Source organism: Parabacteroides sp. PM6-13 (assembly GCF_029892605.1).
In the GTDB taxonomy this organism is placed as follows: domain Bacteria; phylum Bacteroidota; class Bacteroidia; order Bacteroidales; family Tannerellaceae; genus QVMG01.
On the sequence record NZ_JARXWF010000002.1, the window covers coordinates 202,742 to 226,649 of the forward strand.

A 23,908-nucleotide genomic window follows, 5' to 3' on the forward strand; every position below is an offset into this window, starting at 1 on the left:
AGATTAAGTAATAAAAAAACTTTTCACAAGAATAGGCGGTTTGAAGGCGGAAACCATAAAAAAATAGTCTATCTAAGACCTACAAAAGTCCGAAAAACGCTTCTTTCAGATCTACAAAATATTTTAACATGCATTGAGAATCAATCGGATAGAATTATTTACTGTACTACATTTCAGATTTATTAAGAATAGGCGGGTTGGGTGTGACTATTTAGCGTTTTTTTGCTGGCTTTTGGATAGTGTAAGGTTGGAAGATGAATGGTCTTAAACACCGCGTAGCGATGACCTGTCTCCAGCCCCGTGCGGAAGCGCGGGAAAAGGGGACGAAGAGGTCACCGCTACGCAGCTCTATGGAGGCAAATTAATGCTTTGCTTTGATGTCTAATTTAACCGGCTCGATCATATTCTTCGGAGCCAGGATGGTGTCCAGATCCTCTTTCGACAAGATGTCGTGTTCAAGAACTAAATCGTACACGCCTTTGCCCGTTTGCATGGCTTCTTTGGCAATCTTGGTCGAGTTCTTATAACCGATGATCGGGTTCAAGGCCGTCACAATACCGATGGAGTATTTAACCTGTCGCTCGCAATTCTCTACATCCGGACGGATACCGTCGATGCAAAGGGTACGAAGGGTGTTGAGACCATTGGTCATCAGGTTGATGGATTCAAACAGGCTGTAAACCATTACCGGCTCCATCACATTCAGCTCCAACTGGGCATTCTCCGAAGCCAGCATGATGGTGGTGTCATTACCGATTACCTTATAACACACCTGGTTCATTACTTCGGGAATAACCGGATTGACTTTCCCCGGCATAATGGAGCTTCCCGGCTGCATCTCCGGAAGGAATATCTCATGCAATCCGCATCTCGGACCGGAACCCATCAGGCGAAGGTCGTTACATATCTTGATCACCTTCAAGGCAATCGCGCGGATAGCGGAAGAGTAACCCACCAATACGGACGTATCCGAAGTGGCAGCCACCAAGTCATCGGCCAGAGTCACGTCCCAACCTGTGATCTCACGCAGGGCTTCGATGCAAAGCTTGCTATATCCCGGCTGTGAACAGATACCGGTACCGATAGCCGTAGCCCCCATATTGACGCATAAGAGATCGTGTTGCACAGCTTCCAGCTTTTTCTTTTCTGCTTTCAACAGGTTCGCAAAGCCGCGGAAGGTCTGTCCCAACGTCATCGGCACAGCATCCTGCAACTGGGTACGTCCCATCTTGATAACCGAATCCAGTTCGCCGGCTTTCTTTTCCAAGGACTGGATAAACAGATCAAACGCTTCATTCAGTTTCTCACTCTCCAGGTAGAGGCCGAAATGGAAAGCTGTCGGATAAGCATCGTTGGTCGATTGCGAAGCATTCACATGGTCATTGGGCGAACAGAACTCATAAGCACCAAGCTCTTTGCCCATGATCTGCAACGCGCGGTTGGCGATCACCTCATTCGCATTCATATTCACCGTCGTGCCGGCTCCCCCCTGAATCATATCGGAGATCAGATACTCATGGTGTTTGCCTTCGTACAGCTCATCGCAAGCCTGTGAGATCGCCCGCAGCTGTTCGTCGGTCAGAAGACCCTGTTGGTGGTTCGCCATGGCCGCCCCCTTTTTGGTCAGGGCCATTCCTTTGATAAAGTTGGGATATTGGCGCATGGTCACTCCCGAGATATGGAAGTTTTCAAACCCCCGTAGCGATTGAACGCCATAAAGCGCCTCAGCCGGGATTTCTTTCATGCCTAACAAATCACTCTCCTGACGGGTTTTTCCCGAATACATTAAGTCTTTCATGTCTTTCTTAAATTTAGTTTTACAGTTTATGTTGTGTCAATATAAAAACAGGGCAAAAAGCCTTTTGGCGTCACTGATTCGAAAAACTCTCTTTCGGTGGCGAATGTATAACAAAAGAATAGGATAAACAATTATTCCACGGGAATAAGAAGCTGTTTTGACTTTTATGAATCTACCTCTGCGTTAAATCCCCTGCATATATTCGGTCAGGCTTTCGTCTGTTTCGAGGTTCAGATGCTTACGCAGGCGGTATCGAGCCATATTGACGGTTTTGGGCGTGGAATCGATAATCGAAGCAATCTCTTTGGTCGAGAGACCAATACGCAAGAGGGAGGCCAATTGTATCTCGTTTTTCGAGAGGTCCGGATGTAATTGGGAGAGCTTTTGAATAAACTCCGCGTTCACCTTGTCGATCAAGACCTCCGTCTCGGTGTTCCTTGCCTGGAACTGGGCGATATAGGCGTTGATGCTGCGGAGATGGCGTTCGGCATCCTGTCCCGTGAGCCGGTAGCTGTCCTTTATCATCGATTGAATATTGGCTAATATATCGTTACGGCTGCGGACAAAAAAGGAAAAGTTTATCAATTCGTTTTTGTTATGACTTAGTGCTTGCTGAGCCACCCGCGTTTCATTTTCCGCCTGTTGCAATTTCAACGAGATCAGCTCCTTCTCCTGAGATTCATATTTTTGCGCTTGTTCGAGATATTCGATCTTTTTCTTGTGGCGGTAGCGATAGAACAGGTAGGAGAGTGCAAAAAACAAGACCACCGCGATAAGTATGGAAATAAATATCGAATGACGCAGGTTGTGAATCTCGAAAGCTTGCTCCTGCATAATCATTTGCTGCTCCTTATTTCGGAGTCGCTTCTGAATGACATTCAACTCCACCTGCCGCATCTCGTTCATCGTGAGAAGCTCCTGTTCTGTTTTATACAGCAGATTCAGATATTCATACGCCCGGGCAAAATCCTTTTTGCCGGCATACACCCAGGAGGCATAACGATGATTATCACAAATAAGCTCCTTGGCATTGATCTGGCGGGCATACTGCATGGCGGTATCCAGGGCGGCAAGCGCCTTGTCGTACTCGCGCGCATAATAATACTGTGTTCCCAGGTTGTTATAATTCTCACCCAGCGACCACACCTTGCCCAACGAGCTGTTGATCGCAATCGCCTCATGAAGCATACCGATTTTCTCCGGCGTATTTCCTTCATACAGACAGAGGTTGTTGAGGTTGGAAGCGATGGAATTGACCTCACCAAGCTTGCGGTTGATAGCCAGGGCCGCCTTGAAATTCTCTTCGGCTTTCTCATTGTCTGGAACCTGGATATAGACCAAGCCTTTAGAGTTGTAGCAACGCGCCAGATCCAGGGAATCGTTCAGCGACCGGTAGATATCCGACGCCTTATCCACATAGTTAGAAGCCTGATCGAGATCCTTTAGTTTGAGATAGGCACCCGAGAGACGGAGATAGATATAGGCTTGCAATTTGGCACTGTCGGCGGGACAGGCCTCGAGAGCATTGGTCAACGACTCGAACCCCATATCGAAGTCACCTTGATTCATATAGGCCTCACCCAGCGTAGCCTGCGCCATGGCAATATGCCGCTGATCGTTTATCTTTTGTGCCTCAACGATAGCTGAATTGGAATAATAGATAGCTCTTGAAGGATCAGCCTTCAGCATCTCCTCCGCTTTTGTGATCAACTGTTCAATATGCTGCTCCGCATCCCCGTTTTGCCCGGACAGAGCGAAAGGGATACAACAAAAGAATAAGATCAAGGCGCATTTCAGACTCAAACTATTCATAATAGTATGGGTTAACAGGGCTAAGATAGGTATTCTTTCTATTTTTCCCCCTTTTTTCTTTTGAAAAACAAGACAACGATTTTTTATTCTCACCCGCATGAGAATTTTTTCTCACGCGGGTGAGAATTTTTTTACACTGTTTTTTAAGTCGTGAGAAAAAATAAAAAATGCTTTTTTTACAGATCCTTTTCCGGATAAAGTGCTTCCCACCATTCGGGTCTGTCTTTCAGCCATTTGTTGAACCAGGCATACATGGTCTGGCTCCAACGTATGCGGTTGGCATGATTGGTGATGCCATGATTTTCGCCATCTACTACAACCAATGCGGTCTCTTTGCCAAGCATTTTGAGTGCCATAAACATCTCGTAGCTTTGGCCGGTAGGCACGTTCGTGTCGGCTGTTCCGTGAAGCAGTAACAGGGGGGTATTGATCTTATCGGCTCTGTAAAGTGGACTTTGACCGGCATACAGTTCTTCAGCGTTCCAAGGATAGTTGCCGGCACTGGCAATGGCGCTGTAGCTATGTCCCGAAAGCCCTTCGCCCCAATAGGCCGATATATTACTGATGCCGGCATGCGACACGGCTGCCGCAAAAATATCGGTGACTGTTTGTAAATACATGGTCATAAATCCACCATAGGAGGCACCGACGCAACCGAGTTTCGTCTTGTCGACAAACGGATGCTCTTCGCAGAATTTCAATACTCCTTCAATGATTTCATCCGCATTTTTCTTTCCCCAGTCGTTTACATGTCGCGCAGAAAGCTCCTGCCCATACCCGGTAGAGCCACGGGGCTGTACTACATAGACAACGAAGCCCATTCCGGCAAATACATGGGGCGCATAATGCCCCTCCAGACGTCGGGTGGTGGGGTTTGTTCCTCCGTAATAATAGGTGATCATCGGATACTTTTTCGTGGCATCAAAATCGACAGGCAGATAATAACGTCCCGGAATGCTATCGCCCCGGCTACTGATAAAGCTCCAATCGCCGGCTTCTCCGAGCCGCACATTCTCCAGTACTTCGGCCGATACATCATGCAATAGCCTTTCTTGTCGTTTTTTTAGGTCGAGACTGTATAAACGCTGTGTGTTCGACAGCCCGACCCCATAGTAGATCAGATCCGGGCTGTTTGAACTAAAGGATATCTCAGAGACCATCTCTTCGGTGGTCTTGATGGGGGTGATCCGTTTTTTCTCCGGATGGATGGTATAGAGTAACACCTTGTCGCCCTCTTCGGCTGTCACATACAATAGGTTGTCGTAACGATTCCATGCCACCGATTTCACCGAAGGATCAAACTCTTTAGTCAGCGCCTCCGCCAGGCCAGTCGCTATATCATAGAGGTAGAGCTGTTTGTCGTAGCTATTGATAATCTGTCCATCTGGCAGGTCGCGCCCCAATCCGTCGAAAGCATCCGCCGAGGCCAATACGCTCAATTTCTTACCATCAGGCGAAAAGGCCATTCGGCTCACATGCCTGTCGTTGTATAACAGGGTATCGGCCTTCATCTTCTGAAGATCAAACAAGCAGAAGGTGGAGCGAATAAAAGGGGTTTCGGTGTAGTCCGAGTTCCAACTGCTGAACAATAGGTAGCGACCATCGGGCGATATATCCTGTAGGCCGGTGGATGTGCGGCCAAAGGTAAGCCGTTCGCTCACGCCGGTTTGAAGGTCGTATTTGTATAAAAAGGAGCGATTGCGCCATCCGCGGCTACGATCATCCGGATGCAATACCTGTTTGACAGCGTTTTTTTCAGCCGATCCATTATCTGTTTTTGAGTAGATAATAAAATCTTCAGTCGGAGAAAGGGTAAAGCTTTTCGTGGGCAATCCGGAGGCAACGATCTTCTCCTGCAGCGTGGCGGGGTTGACCGTGATCAAGTCGATGCCTTTGGCACCCTCTTCCACATAATACAACAGGTTGCTGGCGGGCATCCATTTCAAGCTGGTGTTTTTCGTTCGTACCTGTTTGTAGCTCTTCGCTTCGATCAGTTCGGCATATTCTTCTCTTTTTCCATCGGGAAATACATGGTAGTATCTCACAAAATAGTATTTCCCATCGGGGGAGATGCGTGCCGATTGTATGCGTCTGCCGTTGACCACCTCGTAAATGGAATATCTTTTCGAAGGGTTTGTTGTTGCCTGAGGCGATAATCCTACACTATCTTGTATGGTGGTGCGGATAGTATACGCTTTGCACGGCTCCGCGATATACTTAATAACCAGCTCATGTCGTATGGGCTCTAGCGTAAGTTTGGCAGAGCCTTTCTGCAGGGCTTGTATCTTTCCGTTCAGATAAAGTTCAGCTATATCCGGCAGTCCTTCGAATTGCAGCTCCGGTGTACAATAGACAGGAGCATCCATATAGAAGGTCAGTAGGCCGATCCGATGAGATTCATCCGAAGAGCTGATAGTGATTCGACCCTCGTTGTCCGTTTTTACGATCTCTCCCTTGCCTGCGTATACCGCAACCGGCAAGGATTGGCTTATCAAAGATTTGAAATCGAACGGTTTCTTGTTCAGATCAACCGGATCATTCATGAGTGGAGTTCTAATACCGAACGATCCGTAATGGATATATTCATCCACAACAATAGACTGGGCGACCCCATTCTGCCATAAAAAGATAAAAAAAAGAATGATTATAAAAGTACGCATATCCTTTGCTTTCATGGTGTTTACATTTTTAAAATGCCAGATGACATCCATAAAGGAGACATCTGGCATTAGAGATAGTTATAGCGTTTAGTTTATTGCCACGTGAAATTATTCCTGTTCCAACCGGCGGTGCCGTTATTGTATGTGTTATTATGGTAGACAGAGCCTTTCTTGTTGGTGAAATCAACAAATGAATGGGTGCCGCTCACACTCACATACACATAGAAATTGGTTATTGTCAAGCCCTCACTACCTGCTTTGGGCACCGGATAGGCTGCCGTATTACCCGCAGAGAAATACCAGTTGTTCGCATTGGGCTTATGACCTCCTTCCGGTACGATATTCATATTCTCATCGATAGAGAAGACAAAATCAAATCCCGATTTGAGGTAGTTTACAATTTTGTATCGGTTTAGTCCATCCTGTTTCAGTATGTCTACCTTCTCCGGTTCGAAAAGAGAGGCAAAGCCAAACGTTGCCTGAGAAATAGCTACTTCCCATTTTTCGATATGTATCGTACAGTCATATTGCGAATGTCCATCTACAATGCTGTACTGGTCTACATATTCTTTCCCTTCGATACCCAGGATGAATGAATAGGAGGCGGTCTCTGCCGACGGGAAGGTGACGGTTATTGTACTCTCCGCCTGTCCGGCCTGGAACACAACCGATTCAGGCACTACAAACACCTCGTCTTTCTTGATTACCTTCACCGGAACAGTTGCCGCCTGATCGCTTTTCAAGCGGCTTACCAGGATATCTATCTTATATTCGTCCTGGTTCGACAGAACAATCACATTTCGGTTATTCGTAGGAAAGAACACGGCCATTGTGTTGGGATCATTTTGCTCTCCGGGTGAGTAGTTGTCATCATTGGAGCATGCACAGAATAGCGTCGTTGCAACGACAGCCAGAAGCGATAAATATATGAATCTTCTCATGGTTTTATTCTTTATTCTAATTCTTATTGTTGCCACTCATCAATTGCTTTCGACGCATCGGGATTGGGTTTTATTCCCAGGTTACGCGTGAATTCGTAATCGGTGATATAATAATTCATCCAGGGGGCTACATAGCCGGGTATGGAGTTGAATCGCTGCCCTACAATGTAGTTTGTGCCGGAATAGCCACGTAATACCTGCATCTTCAGGCGCTTGTAATCGAAGAATACGATTCCTTCTCCCCATAGTTCGATGCGTTTTTGCAAAACCACATGTGAGATGAAATTATCCATATCAAGGGCATCACAGGAATAACTCTTGTCGGTATAGCGATAGGTGTTGACAAAATCTTCCAGTTTGGAGATACCAACGGCCAATCCTTGGGTATGAGCCAGGGCTTCCGCTTCGATAAGAAGCATCTCTTCCATACGCATCAGCGGGATATCAACAGCGGCTCCCACCTTATGATTGGTCATGTTTCCTTCACCGGGTCTGAACTTGAATTCGGTATATGCCACAGACTTCGCCCAGTCTGCCGCACTCAAAAGCGTTTTATACTTTTCCGGAGTGGGGTTTTTGCCGGCATCACTGGGGTCAACCCAGGTCTGTTTCCGCCAGTCGCTATCCGGTATCTGATCGTATAGGTTTTTACCGATCATCCGGAAGGTAGTATAACGTTGGTTGATTGTCCCAAAGGTGGTCTCGGGAGACATATTGGCTATCCAATTCACATACGTGGCCGATCCCAGGGCATCCGAATTAATCATAATAGAAAACATCCATGAATTCTGTGAATTCACATTGTTGAAACCTTTGGTCGTATCATACCATTGCTCTTGAGTCAACGGGGTGCAGCCACTCTTGTCAATCGCTTTGCGGGCGTATTCTGCCGATTTCTGGTAACATTCTAAGGCGGAGGTAACGCCCAATTTATCCAAATGAGCCAACTCTTCGTCATTTTCGTGTGACAGGAAAGTATTCAGATCGGCGGGCGATTTCTCAAACCGTGTACCCATTTCCAACCAGAAACGCGCTTTCATACCAAAGACAACGCTTTCATCCGGGTAGTTTTTGGCCGGTCGTACGTAACCTTCCAAAAGTGTTTCCGCATCATTCAGGTCGTTTAGAATAAACCGGTACATGTGATAGAATGGAGCCCGCGGATTATTACGCGCTTCATTCTCGGTGATTGTCTCCGTGACAATCGGAACGGTAAGACCTGCCACCTCATTTTCTAAAGCCTGATTATCCAATGCCGGCACGCCGGTGGGGAAATATTCGTACGATCTGGCCATATCAAAATAGGCCAGGGAACGGAAAACATAGGCTACGCCCAGATAGTTTTTCATAGCGGGGCTGGCATTCTCCACATTGGCCGCGCTGATTACATTGTGCACATTATTTATCAAGTAATAATAATACATCCATATCGTTTGCATTTGAGCTGAATTCCCCAATCCGCCGGTTGATCCAAACGGATTATTGAAGTAGTCGTATGAGATTCTACTTATAGGAAAATCATGAGTCGCCACATCGCGAAATATCAGCATCATGGGATAACCAAGCCCGGAGAGTTGACTATTGTAATAATAGGCATCCATATAAGCGATGGCGCCATCGAGCAACGCCTCCACGGCTGTTTCCGATTCTGAAATCTGCTCTATCGTGAGTACCGTCGTGGGATACACCTCTTCTATGCAGCTGGTATTGACTGTCAATAGCAGCAACTGTGTAAAAATGATAAATATATACTTTTTCATGATGTAGGATTTTAAGAATTAAAACTGGAGGTTGATACCTGTTGAGATTGTTCGTCTTTGCGAATAGCCGGTGGAAGAGGTGCTTCCTGTGAAGCTCGAACGAGGATCGAACCCTTTACGTTTACTCACGAAGAAGAGGTTGTCTGCTGTCACATAGACACGGAGCGATTTAAGGTGAGCTTTGCGCAACCATGTTCTGGGCACGGTATACCCCAAGGTTACATTCTGCAGGTTCAGCCAGCTGGCATCCGTAAGGTATAGATCCGATCGCGCATTGATATTGGTGTCGGCAATCTGCCATCGTGGGATGGTGGCAGAAGGATTCTCCGGTGTCCAGGCCTTCAATATGTCTTTGTGAATATTGTAACCACCTCCGGAAAGTCCCGGCACACCCATCGCGCCGGCATACCCGCCATCATAGTATTGCCCGCCAATCTGATAAGAGAAGTTGGCACTCAGGTCGAAGCCATAGGCCGACAGCGTGGTGCCAAAGCCCCCGTATAGGTCGGGAATAGCATTGTCAGCCAAATAGTAGGTCGCCGCTGCGTAGGCGGCGGTTGTCGTGCGTTCGCCTGTTTCTTCGTCTGTCTGATACCATGTCGGCAAACCCTCTTCGTTGATACCTGCAAACTTCTTGATTCTCCAGGTGTACATCGACAGGCCTTCGCCCAGATAGTAGTTACCGCTGGTATATCCTTTGTATCCGTCTACCATTTCCGTGGCACGGATATCAGATAGCATCGTCACTTCGTTTTTGTAATGTGTGGTATTGAAATTAATCTCCCAGCTGAAGTTGCGCTGTTTGATGATTTTACCGCGAAGATCTAATTCAACACCTTGGTTGATCATATCCCCTACATTGGAGTAATAACTGCTGTAGCCCAAAGAGAGCGGGGTAGGAAGCGAGAAGAGCATATCGGTGGTTTTCCGACGGAACACATCCACATTTCCTGATAGCCTATCTTTGAAGAGGGAGAATTCAACGCCGACATTCAAATTGGCATTCGTCTCCCAGGTGATATCTTTGTTCCCTTTGGAGGAAAAAGCAAAGCCCAGGTTTCCATTGGAGTCTTTGGGAGTATAGGTATCTGTGTATCGGAAGTTACCGATATTGTCATTTCCTTGCGAGCCATAGGAAAGTTTCACCTTCAGCATATCTACCCAAGAGGTCGTAAACCAGTCTTCTTCCGATAGAATCCAAGCACCTCCGACCGACCAGAAGTTACCCCACCAGTTGTCTGAATGGAAGCGCGACGAAGCATCACGGCGGTAAGAAATAGACCCGAAGTATTTCATTTTATAATCATATTGTAGCTGGGTGAAATAACCCTCCGTATTGTAATCGGTTGATGAGGAGTTCTGATCATCTTTGGTGATGGCACTGCCCAGTTCGTATATGCCATCATAATAGGCCATCTGCGTACGTGATCCTGATAGCATACTATAGTTATATACGTAGTTTTCATGTCCCAACAAGGCAGAGATCGTATGATCCCCCAATGACTTAGAGTAATTGAGGAGTTGTTGCAGGTTGTAGGTGAAGGTACGGTAATGCGATATGGTTGATTTGCCATCCAGGTTCGCACTAAAGCCATAATAGGGATTTGATGTGGATACCGAACGGTATTCATTGTTCGATATACCGGCATTAAAGGTGAACTTAAAATCTTTCAGGAATCTTACTTCCGCAAAACCTTGGGCATTGGTGGTGTTTCCATTCGACATACTCCGATTGAGCAGGTTGGTTTGCAGTGGATTGGTATTGGGTAACACCGCCCGGCTCAATCCGGCATTATTGCCTTTTCCGTAATCGTAAATCTTACCATTCTTGTCGGTCATGATATTGCCGTTGCCATCTCTTACGTAGAGAGGATAGATAGGTGCCACACTAACCGCATGGTCGAAAACGGAAGTGCCATCACCTGATGCGACCCCGTTGCTTTTGTAATGTGAATAGCTGATATTTCCCCCGAAGCGCAACCAGGATTTCGCCTGATGAGAGGCGCGCAGGCGGGCGGTATAACGCGTATAGTCAGAAGCATACACAATGCCTTCGTCGTTGAGGTACCCAAACGATCCGTAAAACTGCGTTTTGGCATTTCCTCCATTCACATTTACATTATATTCCTGCCGTAAGCTGGTGCGAAAGGCTTCATCCACCCAGTCATCGGGCGTCAACAGATACTCTTGACCATCATACGTAACCTTATTGCCTAAGGTAGCATTGGGATTCAGTTTTCCATTCTGCCCGATTAGATACTGCCCAACCGGCACATTATACACCATATATCCTAAGCCACCCGCTCCGATGGGGGAACCGAGTGTTTCATTCGCTCTTTTGTAAGCTTCGGCTATGCTGTTTCCTCCGACATTGCGGTAGTAATTGTATAAACCCCGATAATGTGTCTCATAGTATTCACCGGGATCAGTAATATACTCATATAGGTTGTTCACTCTTTCGTTGATACCCAATTTAGCATCAAAGGTGACTACTGTTTCGTTGATCGATGCCTTTTTGGTGGTAATCATAATCACCCCGTTGGCGCCGCGTGCTCCGTAGAGCGCATTCGAAGCGGCGTCTTTTTGCACCGTGATCGATTCGATGTCTGAAGGGTTGATGTTATTGATCCCTCCTTCGTAAGGCATACCGTCCAGAATATACAATGGGGTGTTTTCCGCGTTGATCGAACTAAAACCACGCACACGAATACTGGGCGTAGCATTGGGGGCTCCGGAAGCAGAGGTCAGCTGTACCCCGGCGATCTGTCCGTTGAGCGCATCCATGGCATTGGATGTTTGTCTTTTAGAAATCATATCCGATCGTATCACCCCGGCCGAACCGGTAAAGGCGGCTTTCTTTTGTTCCCCGAAGGCAACGACCACCACCTCGTCGAGCAGTTTGGAATCGGTGCGCAACACCACATGCATGGTCGGTTTAATATTCACCGTCAGCTCTTCCATTCCGATATAGGAGAAGGTCAAGGTTTTTTGTGAAGCCGGCACATTGCGTAACACAAACGAGCCGTCTACTTCGGTAATGACACCGATCGTTGTGCCCGGCACAAACACATTGGCGCCGATCAAAGGTTCCCCCTCTTCATCGACCACCGTTCCTTTGATCTCTGCCACCGACTGTTGAGGTAGTTTCTCCGTCACCGTCACCACCTTGTCATTACCTACCTGATAGGAGAGGTTCGAGCTTTCCAGAAGCTTATTCATCGCCTCCCCGATTGAGGCATTCGAAAAGTTAAACGTAACCTCTTTGTCTACTCCCCGCAGGTTGTTGCTGTAGAAAAAACGGTACTCAGAGGATTGTTCGATCAGGCTGAATGCCTTGCTTAATGGTATTTTGTTGCCTTGCATTGTGATCTGAGCAAAAGAGATCAGAGGCATCAATGAGAACAAAACTACCACGAAATAACGCTTGAGAAGTTTTCGCTTCGATGTGGAATGTTGTAAGCTCATAAAACGTGTGTGTTTTAAATTAGAATTTAAGTTTAACAGACATATCCGAATGCTGCTTCACTTGTATACAATCGTGCCGAGCACTTCCCCCTATCCGGAAAAAAAGTTTTTTTCGGATAGGCTTGATGAAATAGTATTATTTGTATTGAAAATCGATTGGTAGGTTGATCTCTCCAAGCGCGGTTTTATGGCACATCGATATAGTATTCTGCCCTTGTCTGATCTTCATGGATGATGATATTTCCCTGGGAGATCTCGTATCGGAAAGGCGCTACCCGACAGATGGTTTCGAGGAAATCGACTAAACTTACATTATGAATGGTACCCGTAAACAGGTAATATTTGATTCTCTCATTGTTATATGTGATTTTCACGTTAAACAACCTTTCGATATCCTTGCCCACATGTTCCATCTGTTCGTTTTCATAGCGTATAGAATTACTCTTCCAATCAGAGAAGAGCTCGGCTCTCGGGATCTCCCGGTTGTTCACTCTCTTTTCTTTTTTGTTATAGACCAATTGCTGATTGGCTTGCAGGCTAAAGGTCTCTTCTACGGTTATCAAATCGATACTTCCGCTGATAAGGGTGACCGTATTCAGGTTGTCGCCCGGGTAAGCTTTGACATTAAAAGAGGTGCCCGTTACTTTTATATCGAATTCCGATGTTTTGACAACAAAGGGTAATTTTTTGTTTTTGGCCACTTCGAAATAAGCCTCGCCGGAGAGTTCTACCGTTCTGTCGGAGAGCCCGAATTTATTATGGTAGGTAAGGGTGGATGCCGAGTTGATCCATACAAGAGTGGAATCAGGCAATACCAGACTTACCATCTGCCCATTAGGCACATGGAGAACGGCAGGTGGCATTTCGGCTACGACAGACATATCGCTTCTAACAAAGGTATAGGTCAGCCAGGAAGCCAATATCGGCAGTATAAGGATGGCTGCCGCCCGGAGAAGGAATGAGATTCGGGGTTTGAATGTTCTTTTGGGGGATTGAATTTGTTTATTAATATTGCGCCACATTTCCAGGCTGACATCACGATCGATATCATCCGGCATGTGTTGCATCTCCGCCTTCCGTTGTTCATCCAGGTTTTTATCGTTTGCAATATGGGATAGCAACTTCTTTTTGTCCGCAGCCGACAAACGATTGCTCATATATTCTTTGAGATATTTTATGTATTCGCTATTCGCCATATCTAACTTTTATCATATTGTCTAATTAATACTCCTAACTATATACAACTCAGACGTGCAAGTCCCCTATTTATAAAAGAAATCATTGCCGTAATATTTTTGTAAACAAACACGTAAGAAACTCAACGCCTTTCCGATCTGATGCTCTACCGTCTTTTCCGATATGCTCAGTTGTTGCGCGATTTCCTTGTGGCTTTTCCCCTCTCGCCGGCTCATGATGAATATCTTTTTCCTGACAGGGGGTAACTGATTGGTCAGCTCCGCGATAAGTTGATCGAGTAGATTCCGGTCGACCTCCAACTCGGTGAAATGTGTATCGGGTTGTTCCAACTCCAGAATGTATGTATTGTAGGCCTCCTTGATCAGGAGGTGAGAGTAATTATTGAGTAGGGTATTCTTTGCTATCGTATATAAGAAATTGAAAAGGTTTTTCTCTTCGTCTATAGTAGCACGCATATCCCACAATTTGATAAAGACACATTGCACGATTTCTGCTGAGCTATCGGCATTTCCGTTGGTTAACTTCAATATATAATTGTACAGCTTGCCGTGATACAAGTTGTACAAAAATTCAAAGCCTTCGGCTGAACCCTTTTGGAGACTTTTTATAGCGTCTTTTTCAATCAAGCGTAAATAGATAAAATGTTGAGCGATAAAAATAGGAAAATTTCAGGGAATAGTAATTGAATTGCAAGAAGCTGTTTAGAATTTTATGAAATAATTAATTATTGCGAATAGTTACTCAGCGTAACTATTCAGCGAATTTGACTTGTTTTGTTTTTATATAAGTCCGACAGGACTGTGCAATCTCTCCTACATGTTCGCTACATAATGACTTTAAATCAGGTTATATGTTAATAAAAGTAAATCACACTCTTTTTTTTAAACTAATTCATATTGTGCTTGTCTATCTTCCGAACATAAGTGAAACTATTTTATAAATTTTATGAAAGCGGGAAGATATCTATTGTTGATGATTTTATTGGTTGCCTCTGCGGCTGCGTATAGCCAGGGTCAGAGTCGGAGAAGCAATGTGAGCGTAGAAGTGAAGGGGCAGGTGGTTGAGGCCGGAACAGGCGAAGCTGTCGAACAGGCTACGGTTCGTTTATTAAATGTGCGTGACAGCAGTATGGTAGCCGGAGTGGCTACGGAGAGAAACGGGTATTTTAGTTTGAAAAACGTTCCTTCCGGTGTCTACATGGTGCATGTTTCGTTTATTGGTTTTGAACCGGTTTATCAGCCTTTGCAGATATCCGGACAGACCGACCCGGTGAACCTGGGCAAGTTGAAATTGAAAGACGATGCGATATTATTAGGGGAAACGGTTGTTACCGGGAAAGCACCGGAGGTGATTGTGCGCAACGACACCATAGAATACAATGCTGATTCTTACAAAGTAACCGAAGGCTCAGCCCTGGAAGACCTGTTGAAGAAGATGCCGGGTGTGGAGGTCAGCGAAGAAGGGGCCGTAACCGTAAATGGAAAATCAATCAATAAGATTCTTGTCGATGGAAAAGAGTTCTTCTCGGACGACCCGAAAGTAGCCACCAAAAATCTTCCTTCCAATATGGTGGATAAGATACAGGTATTGGACCGCTTGAGTGAAATGGCACGTCTGACCGGTTTTGACGACGGCGATGAAGAGACGGTGATCAACCTGACTATCAAGCCGGGCATGAAAGAGGGCTGGGTTGGTAATGTGAACGCCGGCTACGGAAGCGACGATCGCTATGAAGGCAACTTCATGCTGAACCGTATGTATAACAACGACCGTTACACCCTATTGGGCGGTATGAACAACACCAACAATATGGGATTCTCGGACATGGGCATGTTCAGTGGTATGGGCGGTGCCGGTGGCCGTGGTATGTTCGGTAATAACAACGGGATCACAACCTCCGGAAATATCGGTTTCGACTTCAGCAAGGAATTCAGCAAAAAACTGACCTTAAGCGGGAACGTGCGGTATGCCCATTCTAAAAACGAAGCCGAATCGGAAACCAGCCAGGAAAACGTGCAATCGGAAACAAAATATGAGACAGGATCCAGCTTCCGTAGCAATAAGAATGATAATATAGGTGCTAACTTCCGCTTGGAATGGAAACCGGACGATCGGACCACCTTGATTTTCCGTCCTAACCTGAGCTACAGCAAAAACTCCCAGTTTGGTTCCAGCTATACGGCCGAATTGGACGCGCTGCGGGATACAATCAACTACGGGGATCAGCTGTCGAGATATGACGGGAGTGGGTACAATATGAATGCCCGCTTGGAATTCAGCCGCCGATTGAATGACAACGGACGTATATTTAGTGTGTCTCTTTCTGGAGGGCTTAATAACCGTGATCAGGACGGTAGCAATATCGCCAATACGTTTTATGCCAACCGGGAAGATGACCTGCGTGATGAATTGATAAAGAATGATGTCAACAGCCATAATTACAGGGCCTATGTTTCCTGGGTAGAACCGTTGGGACGTAACAACTTCATCCAGTTGACCTACAACATAAGTAAGCAACAACAGGAGTCGCTGAAGAATGTGTACACCTTGGATGGTGTGGGCAATTACTCCGTGATCGACACGGCACAAACGCAGAACTACCGGAACGACTTCCTGACCCAGCGTGCCAGCATCAGCTTTAAGTCGATCCGTGAGAAATTCAACTACACGATTGGATTCAACGTCGACCCCTCCAACAGCAAGAGTGTAAACTTCATCGGCGACAGCATCCTCTCAGAGGTAAAACAAAGCGTGGTAAACTTTTCACCGATGGCGCAGTTCCGTTATAACTTCAACCGCCAGACCAATCTGCGAATCGATTACGACGGAAGAACCTCCCAGCCTACTGTTGCTCAGTTGCAGCCGGTGCCCGACTATTCCAATCCGCGTAATGTGGTGCAGGGTAATCCGGACTTGAAGCCCTACTACAGCAACAATTTGCGCGTGACCTACCAGATGTTCCAACAGGAAAGCCAGTTCACGATGCGTGTGATGGGGGGCGGTAATTATGTGATGAACAATATATCCTCCTATGTGATCAATGAGAACGACGGAAGCGGTAACAAGACAACGACCTACCGGAATATGAACGGCAACTATAGCGGCGACCTGATGGTGATGATGAATAGCCCGTTGAAGAACAAGAAATTCACTGTCAACTCCATGACGCGTGGCTCTTTCAGCAACAGAACCACCTATATTGGCGATAAGGTATGGGATGATGAATCGAATTATACGATTGTCGACAGCAAAAATAAAAACACCACCTTCCAGATCATGGAAAGAGCCGGTATCGACTTCCGCTCTTCTTACCTGGACCTGGGTGTGAATGGTTCTATCAACTACCAGAAGACGAAGAACACCTTGGAAGCCAGCAGCAATCAGAATCAGAACATCTACAACTATAGCTTAGGTGGAAATACGACGATCTATTTGCCCGCCAACTTCAAAATCGAAAGTGATATCACCTGGCGAACAAATTCAGGATACACCGACGGTTATGAGCTCAATGAGGTGTTATGGAACGCGGCAGCATCCTACTCTTTCCTGAAAGGGAACGCAGCGACTATCCGCTTTAAGATGTACGATATTCTGCAACAGAGAAGCAATGTATCCCGTACCGTAACGGCAAACTACACACGCGACTCGCAATACAATACGATAGGCAGCTATTTCATGGTGCATTTCATCTACAAATTCAGTGCCTTCAAAGGCGGCGCTTCGATGAATGATACACGCCGAGGTCCGGGTGGACCGGGCGGACATGGCCGAGGCGGCTTTGGTGGCCCCATGGGAGGCGGCATGCACTTCTAATAAACGAAGAGAAATCCCCGGTATCTGCATAGGTACCGGGGATTTCTTTATTTAAACAGCTATAAATAAGAACGATCAACACCAAAGCCATTATTCCTCAACAGGCTTATTTAACATTTGAACTGCTCCGATTTTACTTTTTTTGTGTAAATATTAAACAAAAAGGAGCTTAATTTGTTCTGTTAAAAAGAGATTGAGAAAGAAATGAGGAAGTCGACGATATGGCTGGTGACAGGCGTGATGGTATTTACCTTCGCGATGTTGCTTTATATGCAGGTAACCTACATTACTGACATCACCCGGATGCGCAGCGAGCAGTTCAACGAAATCGTAAAGAAAAGCTTGAATCAGGTATCGAAGACCCTTGAATACGACGAGGGGAAAAAATACCTGATCGACGATATGGAATTGCAACATTCCATTTTACAACGTTCCTCCTTGGATACAAGAAGCATCGAGCAGATCATTACCCAATACAAGATACGGCAGGAAAGCGAATCGGGTGTACAGAAGATTGAATTCAATGCGATCACCACCCAAAAGACCGACCCGCTCTCTTCATTATCCACCCGTCAGCAGCAACAGCAGTCCGGCCATAGCATTGTAAAGACATCGGCCGATTTGCAACGGGAATACGCCCGTCGCTATTTATTACAATTGGATCAGCTTCAGGAGGTCGCCCGGGATATGTTGCACACAGCCAACCTGAAACCCATCCAGGAAAGGGTCGACTTCGAACAGCTAAAAACCTACCTGCGCACCGAATTTGTCAACAATGGACTAAACATTCCTTTTGTTTTCCAGGTTATTAACAAAGATGGCAATCCGGTTTATCAGAGTGGAGAGATGCAACGACAGATCAGCGCATCAGACATGATTACCATGGCTTTGTTCTCGAAAGACCCTCCCTCGCGACAGAACTATTTGCGCGTCTATTTCCCGACCAAGCAGGATTATATCCGAAGCCAGGTGAAGTTTATCATACCATCATTTATCTTCTTAAGCATATTGTTGGTTACGTTCACCTTCACCCTCTTCATTATCTTCCGCCAGAAAAAACTGTCGGAAATGAAGAACGACTTCATCAACAATATGACCCATGAATTGAAAACGCCGGTTTCGACCATTTCGTTGGCGGCGCAGATGATGAAAGATACAGATATCACGAAAAGCCCGGAGGTGTTCAAGCATATATCCGGCGTCATCGGTGACGAGACAAAGCGCTTGGGCTTCCTGGTAGAAAAGGTATTGCAAATGTCACTCTTCGAGAAACAGAAGGCGAGCCTGAAACTAAAAGAGATCGACGCCAACGACCTGGTAGCCGGCATTGCCAATACGTTTGTATTGAAAGTGGAGAAATATGGCGGCACATTGGATATCGATCTGCGCGCGGAAGAGTCGGCCATTTATGCCGATGAGATGCATATCACGAATGTACTGTTCAACCTAATGGACAACGCGGTCAAATACCGCAGACAGGAAGAGCCATTGAAGTTGATGGCACGCACCTGGAACGACAACGGACGCCTGTTGATCTCCGTAGAGGACAACGGGATTGGCATAAAAAAAGAGCACCTGAAAAAGGTATTCGACCGGTTTTACCGTATCCCGACCGGCAATATCCACGACGTGAAAGGCTTTGGACTGGGTCTGGCCTATGTGCGGAAAATGGTGGAGGATCATAAAGGCACGATTCGTGCCGAACAGGGATCCGGCAATGTTGGAACAAAATTTATTATTACTTTACCTCTTATAAAAAGTTAGACTTATGGAAGAAAAAATCAAGATCTTCTTTTGCGAAGACGACGAAAATTTAGGTATGCTACTCAGGGAATACCTACAGGCTAAAGGGTATGTTACAGATCTTTTCTCCGATGGAGAAGCAGGATATAAAGGTTTCGTAAAGGGCAAATATGACCTCTGCGTGCTCGACGTGATGATGCCGAAGAAAGACGGATTCGCGCTGGCGCAGGATATCCGCTCAATCAATCCGGATATACCCGTAATCTTCTTGACGGCAAAGACAATGAAAGACGATATCCTGGAAGGATTCAAGCTGGGTGCCGACGACTATTTGACAAAGCCATTCAGCATGGAAGAGCTACTATTGCGCATCGAAGCCATTCTTCGCCGCGTGAAAGGAAAGAAAATGAAAGATATTCCTTTCTACAAACTGGGTGAGTTCCTGTTCGATACACAAAAACAGACACTGACGATTGGTGAAAAGGTAACAAAACTGACCACCAAAGAGTGTGAACTATTAAGCCTGTTGTGTGCGCATGCCAATGAGATCTTAGAGCGCAACTACGCCTTGAAGACCATCTGGGTAGATGATAATTATTTCAATGCGCGCAGCATGGACGTATATATCACCAAACTACGTAAATTACTGAAAGACGATCCAGGCATTGAGATCATCAATATCCACGGGAAAGGCTATAAGCTGATCACCTCCGCCGGCGACGACCAGGCACGCGAAGAGGGTGCACAAGTGCTGTAGAAAACGATAAAAAGAAGGATGCCAATCATATACGGCATCCTTTTTTTTGTGTTTCCAGGCTTTTTCTTTACATTTACACCCAAACCAATAGAACTAAATACATGAAAACTCATTCGACCCCTTTTCTTTACAGGTGCCAACATCTATTCGCCCTGTTTCTGTTATTATCGTTAGTAAGTAACCAATACCTGTCCGCTCAGCGGGTCATAAACATCAACCAGGAAAGCTCCGGCTTGAGGAGTGCCCAACAACTGCTGCCGGAACAGCTCCCCCACTCTTTCTTTGGAGCATCCAAACAGGCACGCACCTTTGACCTCAACCCACAACTAAAATCGTTGACTGCGGAATCTACGGGTGATATCCTCTTGCTCGATCTTTTCGGCGACAAACAATACCGCGCCTTGATTGAACAGGTGACGCCCGACTATAACGGCATCACTGCTATCACCGCCAAGGTGGAAGGCACCAATTTCGGCTATTGCTATATATCTGTCTCCGACGAGGGTGCGCTGATACATGTTGAATTAGGAGAAAAGAACGAATATTATATCGGCACGGTAAATAGCGAATCCGGCTATCTGCAGGAATATTCCAAAACGGCTTTAGACAAAAACAGGCTGGACTGCCAATGGGTCGTGCCCCTGGAAACGCCCAAAGCAATATTTTCCGCGACAGGACAACACACCCCTACCCTCTCCTCTCTCAATACGCGAGCGGGTGAATCAGAGGAGGCTACCATCAATGTGATGGTGGTCTATACACAGAAAGCGGAGGCATGGATAAAGACACAGCGTGACCCATCGATGGAACACGCCATTGCTGCGGCTATGCAAAAAGCCAATACAGCATCAAAAAACTCTCACCTTGGCATCACATTCAACCTGGTCTATAGCTATAAGACCGACTACGAAGAGGTGGACTCCAGTGCTGACTTAGACCACCTGACCAACCCGAGTGATGGACAGATGGACGAGGTACACGCGCTTCGAAGAGCCTACGATGCGGACCTGGTCATGTTTGTTCCTATGGTTGATTTCACCGGAGGATTGGGTTGGCTTCTCTCCTCAGAGAACGGTAGCCCGGCTCATGGCTTTGCCCTTTCGCGCGTCCAACAGCTTAGTTGGACCACTACCATGGTGCATGAAATGGCACATAACATGGGATGCGGGCATCATAACGATCAGAAAGAACAAGCCGGTCCGGGGCTGTTTCCCTATTCCGGTGGATGGAGGGGAGTCATCAACGAAGAGAATAAGTGCACGATCATGACCTATGGCGATAAGTCCTATTGGGACAACGGCGTTTCTTATACCGAAATCCCATACTTTTCCAATCCTGATATACTCTACCCTGAATCGAACGTTTATATTGGCAGTACTGCCACAGCCAATAACGCTCAGACCCTTCGACAAACCAAACATGTGGTAGCCACCTACAAAGAGTTAATCAACAACACCCTACTGACCGATTTAACGATAAACAACGTGACAGTTGAGGGTTTTGATCCCGACAAAACCAAATACACCTATGAGACCGACGCAAAAACAATTACCATCGATGGTACAGTTTCTGCAGGAGCCACATTAGATGGTAGTGTCACAAATGCCATGTTAAACAACGGAGAGAACACCTTTACGCTTTCGGCTACCTCCGCGGATGGCACCTACCGGAAAGCCTATACCGTTATAGTCAATCGCACCGCTTCGGCTTGTGAGTCCTCTCCAAGCCGCCCCTCTTTCAGCGGCGATGTATCGGCCTCGTCAGGAGAGGATGCCTTACACCTCAACATGGAGGCAGGGCCTCTGGTGTTGGAAAACGAATTCACCGTTGGTTTAATGCATGGCTACTCACCGATTTATATACGCTCCAGTGAAAATTCATCCACCTGTTATACGTATGGAGATGGGGGCTCTTATGGTGTGTATCGTAAAATCCAAAAAATCAAAGTAACAGAAAGCGGCAGCTATAAGATTGTCGCAGACAAAGCGCTTATACTAACTCTGTTTGATGCTGAAGAGCCTTCATGCGGCAGTTTCCTCAACTCTTCGGGCTATTACAAAGGAGACGGCATCACCTCCTATTCAAACAATGTAACGGTCAATCTGGAAGCCAATACAACCTATTATCTGTCTGCCATGCTCTATTCGTCTCCGAGTGGAGTATTTCAGATCGCCATAGAGGGTCCCGGCATAGGCTATACCGAAACGGATTTCCCCGAAGGAATGAATTATACCTACATCGCTGTCAACCAATCAGACAATAAGATCGCCATGCACAGTCCTACTGCCGACTTCAGAAGATTACCAGAAGGTAATTATACGATCTATGGCGTTCCCTATGCTTACGGAAGCCAGGCAGACAGCTTTATCGGTAAGAGCGTTGCTGAAATCCAGAGTGCAGCCTGCGTAATCCTCAGTAGCACCTCTATCAACATGACGGTATCCGCCGGTGTTATCAACGCGGAAGCGCCACGCATCAGCCAACAGCCACAAAAAGCCACCTACACCAAAGACGATACGGCTACGCCATTGAAGGTGACCGCCGCCGTCAGCGACGGAGGTACGCTATCCTACCAATGGTATAGTAACACCACTGATAAAACGACCGACGGCACCTCGCTCGGCTCTGCCAATGGTGCGCAGACCGATACCTATACACCTTCTACGTCCACAATAGGAACAACCTATTATTACGTGATCGTAACCAACACCAACCAAGCCGTCAATGGCAAAAAGGAGGCAACGACAACCAGTAATATCGTGGCTATAACTGTCGAAGCTGTTCCCACCTACGGAGTCAGTATAGGCAGTTTCTCCGGGGGAAGCGTCCGCGCCTCCTCGCCAAGTTCAAGTAATGGCTCGGCTATTCCTTCGGGAGAAACCGTAACATTGACGATTGCTGTTGCCGACGGATACCTATTGGAAACCATCGCGGCTTATCAAACCGGCAATCAGGAAACAAACGTAGCTTTGAGTGGATCCGGCAACGAAGATGGCGCGACGCGCACCTTTGTTATGCCCACTTATGCCGTGACGGTAACCGCCACCTTTAAGAAAACGCAGGAGAAGCAGGATGAAGAAGCGGTTGAATCCGTGAAAGAGGCGGTCGAAGGAGGCTCTTACCGTGTCACAGAGACAGCCGGCAATACGGAGGAGTCTGTCCGAACATGGATTGTCAGTACCCTAAACACCCTATTCGGTAGCTCGCTTAATGTAGAGTTTCGCTCGTCGGGATCGCCTGTTGTCGGGAATGTAGAAATAAAATCCTTCTCACCAGCCGTAGCGGGAACAGCAGAGTCACCCGAAGGGCAGAACGGCTCGTTCACGTTCAACGTAACCTTAACACTTGGTGCCACGACATTATCGACCAAGACAACATCAGGCACTATCCTTGCCCTGCCCTATTCGGTCGTACCCAAAAAGAATATTGAGCTGTCTCTGGTGAACGAATTAACGATACGTGTTCTCAACATGGGCAATGTAGCCACCGACGAATTGACCCTGGCTCTTTCCGGCACGCACGCAGATGCTTTTATTCTTCCGTCGAGCACCATAGCCAGTCTGGCTATCGGAGCAGACACTACGATTGTACTGTCGATGAAAGATGACTTACAGCCAGGCACCTACAAGGCGATATTATCCGTTAGCGCGGAAGAGCTACCCGCTGTCTCGCAAGAGATCTCCTGTGTGGTAACAGGAACGGCCCTCGAGGAGACGCGCGCAGAAACGCTGAAAGCAGGGGTACAAAACGGAACATTATATGTCAGCGGATTAACTCCGGGCAAGCCCTGGAGCGTATATACGATTTCCGGCGTACTCATCCATCATCGCCTGGCAAAGGAGAGTGAAGAGCAGGTAAGCCTTCTCGCTCGCGGTGTATATATTATCACATCCGGCGACCGCAGAATCAAAGTCGTGTATTAGAAACTTTTTGAATCACCCCGGAATAGGCTGGGGTGATTG

12 protein-coding genes are annotated in these 23,908 nt (G+C 46.6%); 4 read left to right on the top strand and 8 right to left on the bottom strand.

The features are described 5' to 3' along the window. Positions 1-361: 361 nt before the first annotated feature. From M2134_RS02920 to M2134_RS02955, 8 genes are all read right to left on the bottom strand, one after another. On the bottom strand, positions 362-1,798 hold the full coding sequence (locus M2134_RS02920) for an aspartate ammonia-lyase (RefSeq protein WP_280750220.1): 1,437 nt from the start codon (positions 1,796-1,798) through the stop codon (positions 362-364). Positions 1,799-1,981: 183 nt separating this feature from the next. Next, complete coding sequence (locus M2134_RS02925) at positions 1,982-3,610, bottom strand: tetratricopeptide repeat protein (protein WP_280750219.1); 1,629 nt, start codon at positions 3,608-3,610, stop codon at positions 1,982-1,984. A gap of 176 nt (positions 3,611-3,786) precedes the next feature. Beyond that, on the bottom strand, positions 3,787-6,285 hold the full coding sequence (locus M2134_RS02930; protein WP_280750218.1) for a prolyl oligopeptidase family serine peptidase: 2,499 nt from the start codon (positions 6,283-6,285) through the stop codon (positions 3,787-3,789). A gap of 77 nt (positions 6,286-6,362) precedes the next feature. Further along, on the bottom strand, positions 6,363-7,211 hold the full coding sequence (locus M2134_RS02935; RefSeq protein WP_280750217.1) for a hypothetical protein: 849 nt from the start codon (positions 7,209-7,211) through the stop codon (positions 6,363-6,365). Positions 7,212-7,234: 23 nt separating this feature from the next. Then, positions 7,235-8,971 (bottom strand): RagB/SusD family nutrient uptake outer membrane protein, encoded by a 1,737-nt coding sequence (locus tag M2134_RS02940; protein WP_280750216.1) that lies wholly within the window; start codon positions 8,969-8,971, stop codon positions 7,235-7,237. Between the two features lie 18 nt (positions 8,972-8,989). Further along, complete coding sequence (locus tag M2134_RS02945) at positions 8,990-12,436, bottom strand: TonB-dependent receptor (protein ID WP_280750215.1); 3,447 nt, start codon at positions 12,434-12,436, stop codon at positions 8,990-8,992. A gap of 185 nt (positions 12,437-12,621) precedes the next feature. Beyond that, positions 12,622-13,632 (bottom strand): FecR family protein, encoded by a 1,011-nt coding sequence (locus tag M2134_RS02950; RefSeq protein ID WP_280750214.1) that lies wholly within the window; start codon positions 13,630-13,632, stop codon positions 12,622-12,624. A gap of 66 nt (positions 13,633-13,698) precedes the next feature. Next, positions 13,699-14,199, bottom strand: a complete 501-nt coding sequence (locus tag M2134_RS02955) for an RNA polymerase sigma-70 factor (protein ID WP_280750213.1) — start codon at positions 14,197-14,199, stop codon at positions 13,699-13,701. A gap of 379 nt (positions 14,200-14,578) precedes the next feature. Between M2134_RS02955 and M2134_RS02960 the strand changes: the two genes are divergently transcribed. The 4 genes from M2134_RS02960 (at position 14,579) to M2134_RS02975 (ending at position 23,869) form a co-directional block, all read left to right on the top strand. After that, positions 14,579-17,446 (top strand): TonB-dependent receptor, encoded by a 2,868-nt coding sequence (locus M2134_RS02960; RefSeq protein WP_280750212.1) that lies wholly within the window; start codon positions 14,579-14,581, stop codon positions 17,444-17,446. Positions 17,447-17,650: 204 nt separating this feature from the next. Beyond that, positions 17,651-19,210, top strand: coding sequence for a HAMP domain-containing sensor histidine kinase (locus M2134_RS02965; RefSeq protein ID WP_280750211.1), 1,560 nt, complete (start codon positions 17,651-17,653; stop codon positions 19,208-19,210). A 4-nt stretch (positions 19,211-19,214) separates the two neighbouring features. Next, complete coding sequence (locus tag M2134_RS02970) at positions 19,215-19,946, top strand: response regulator transcription factor (protein WP_280750210.1); 732 nt, start codon at positions 19,215-19,217, stop codon at positions 19,944-19,946. A gap of 101 nt (positions 19,947-20,047) precedes the next feature. Then, a complete protein-coding gene (locus M2134_RS02975) occupies positions 20,048-23,869 on the top strand; it encodes a M12 family metallo-peptidase (RefSeq protein ID WP_280750209.1) in 3,822 nt (1,273 codons plus the stop codon). Positions 23,870-23,908: the final 39 nt, after the last annotated feature.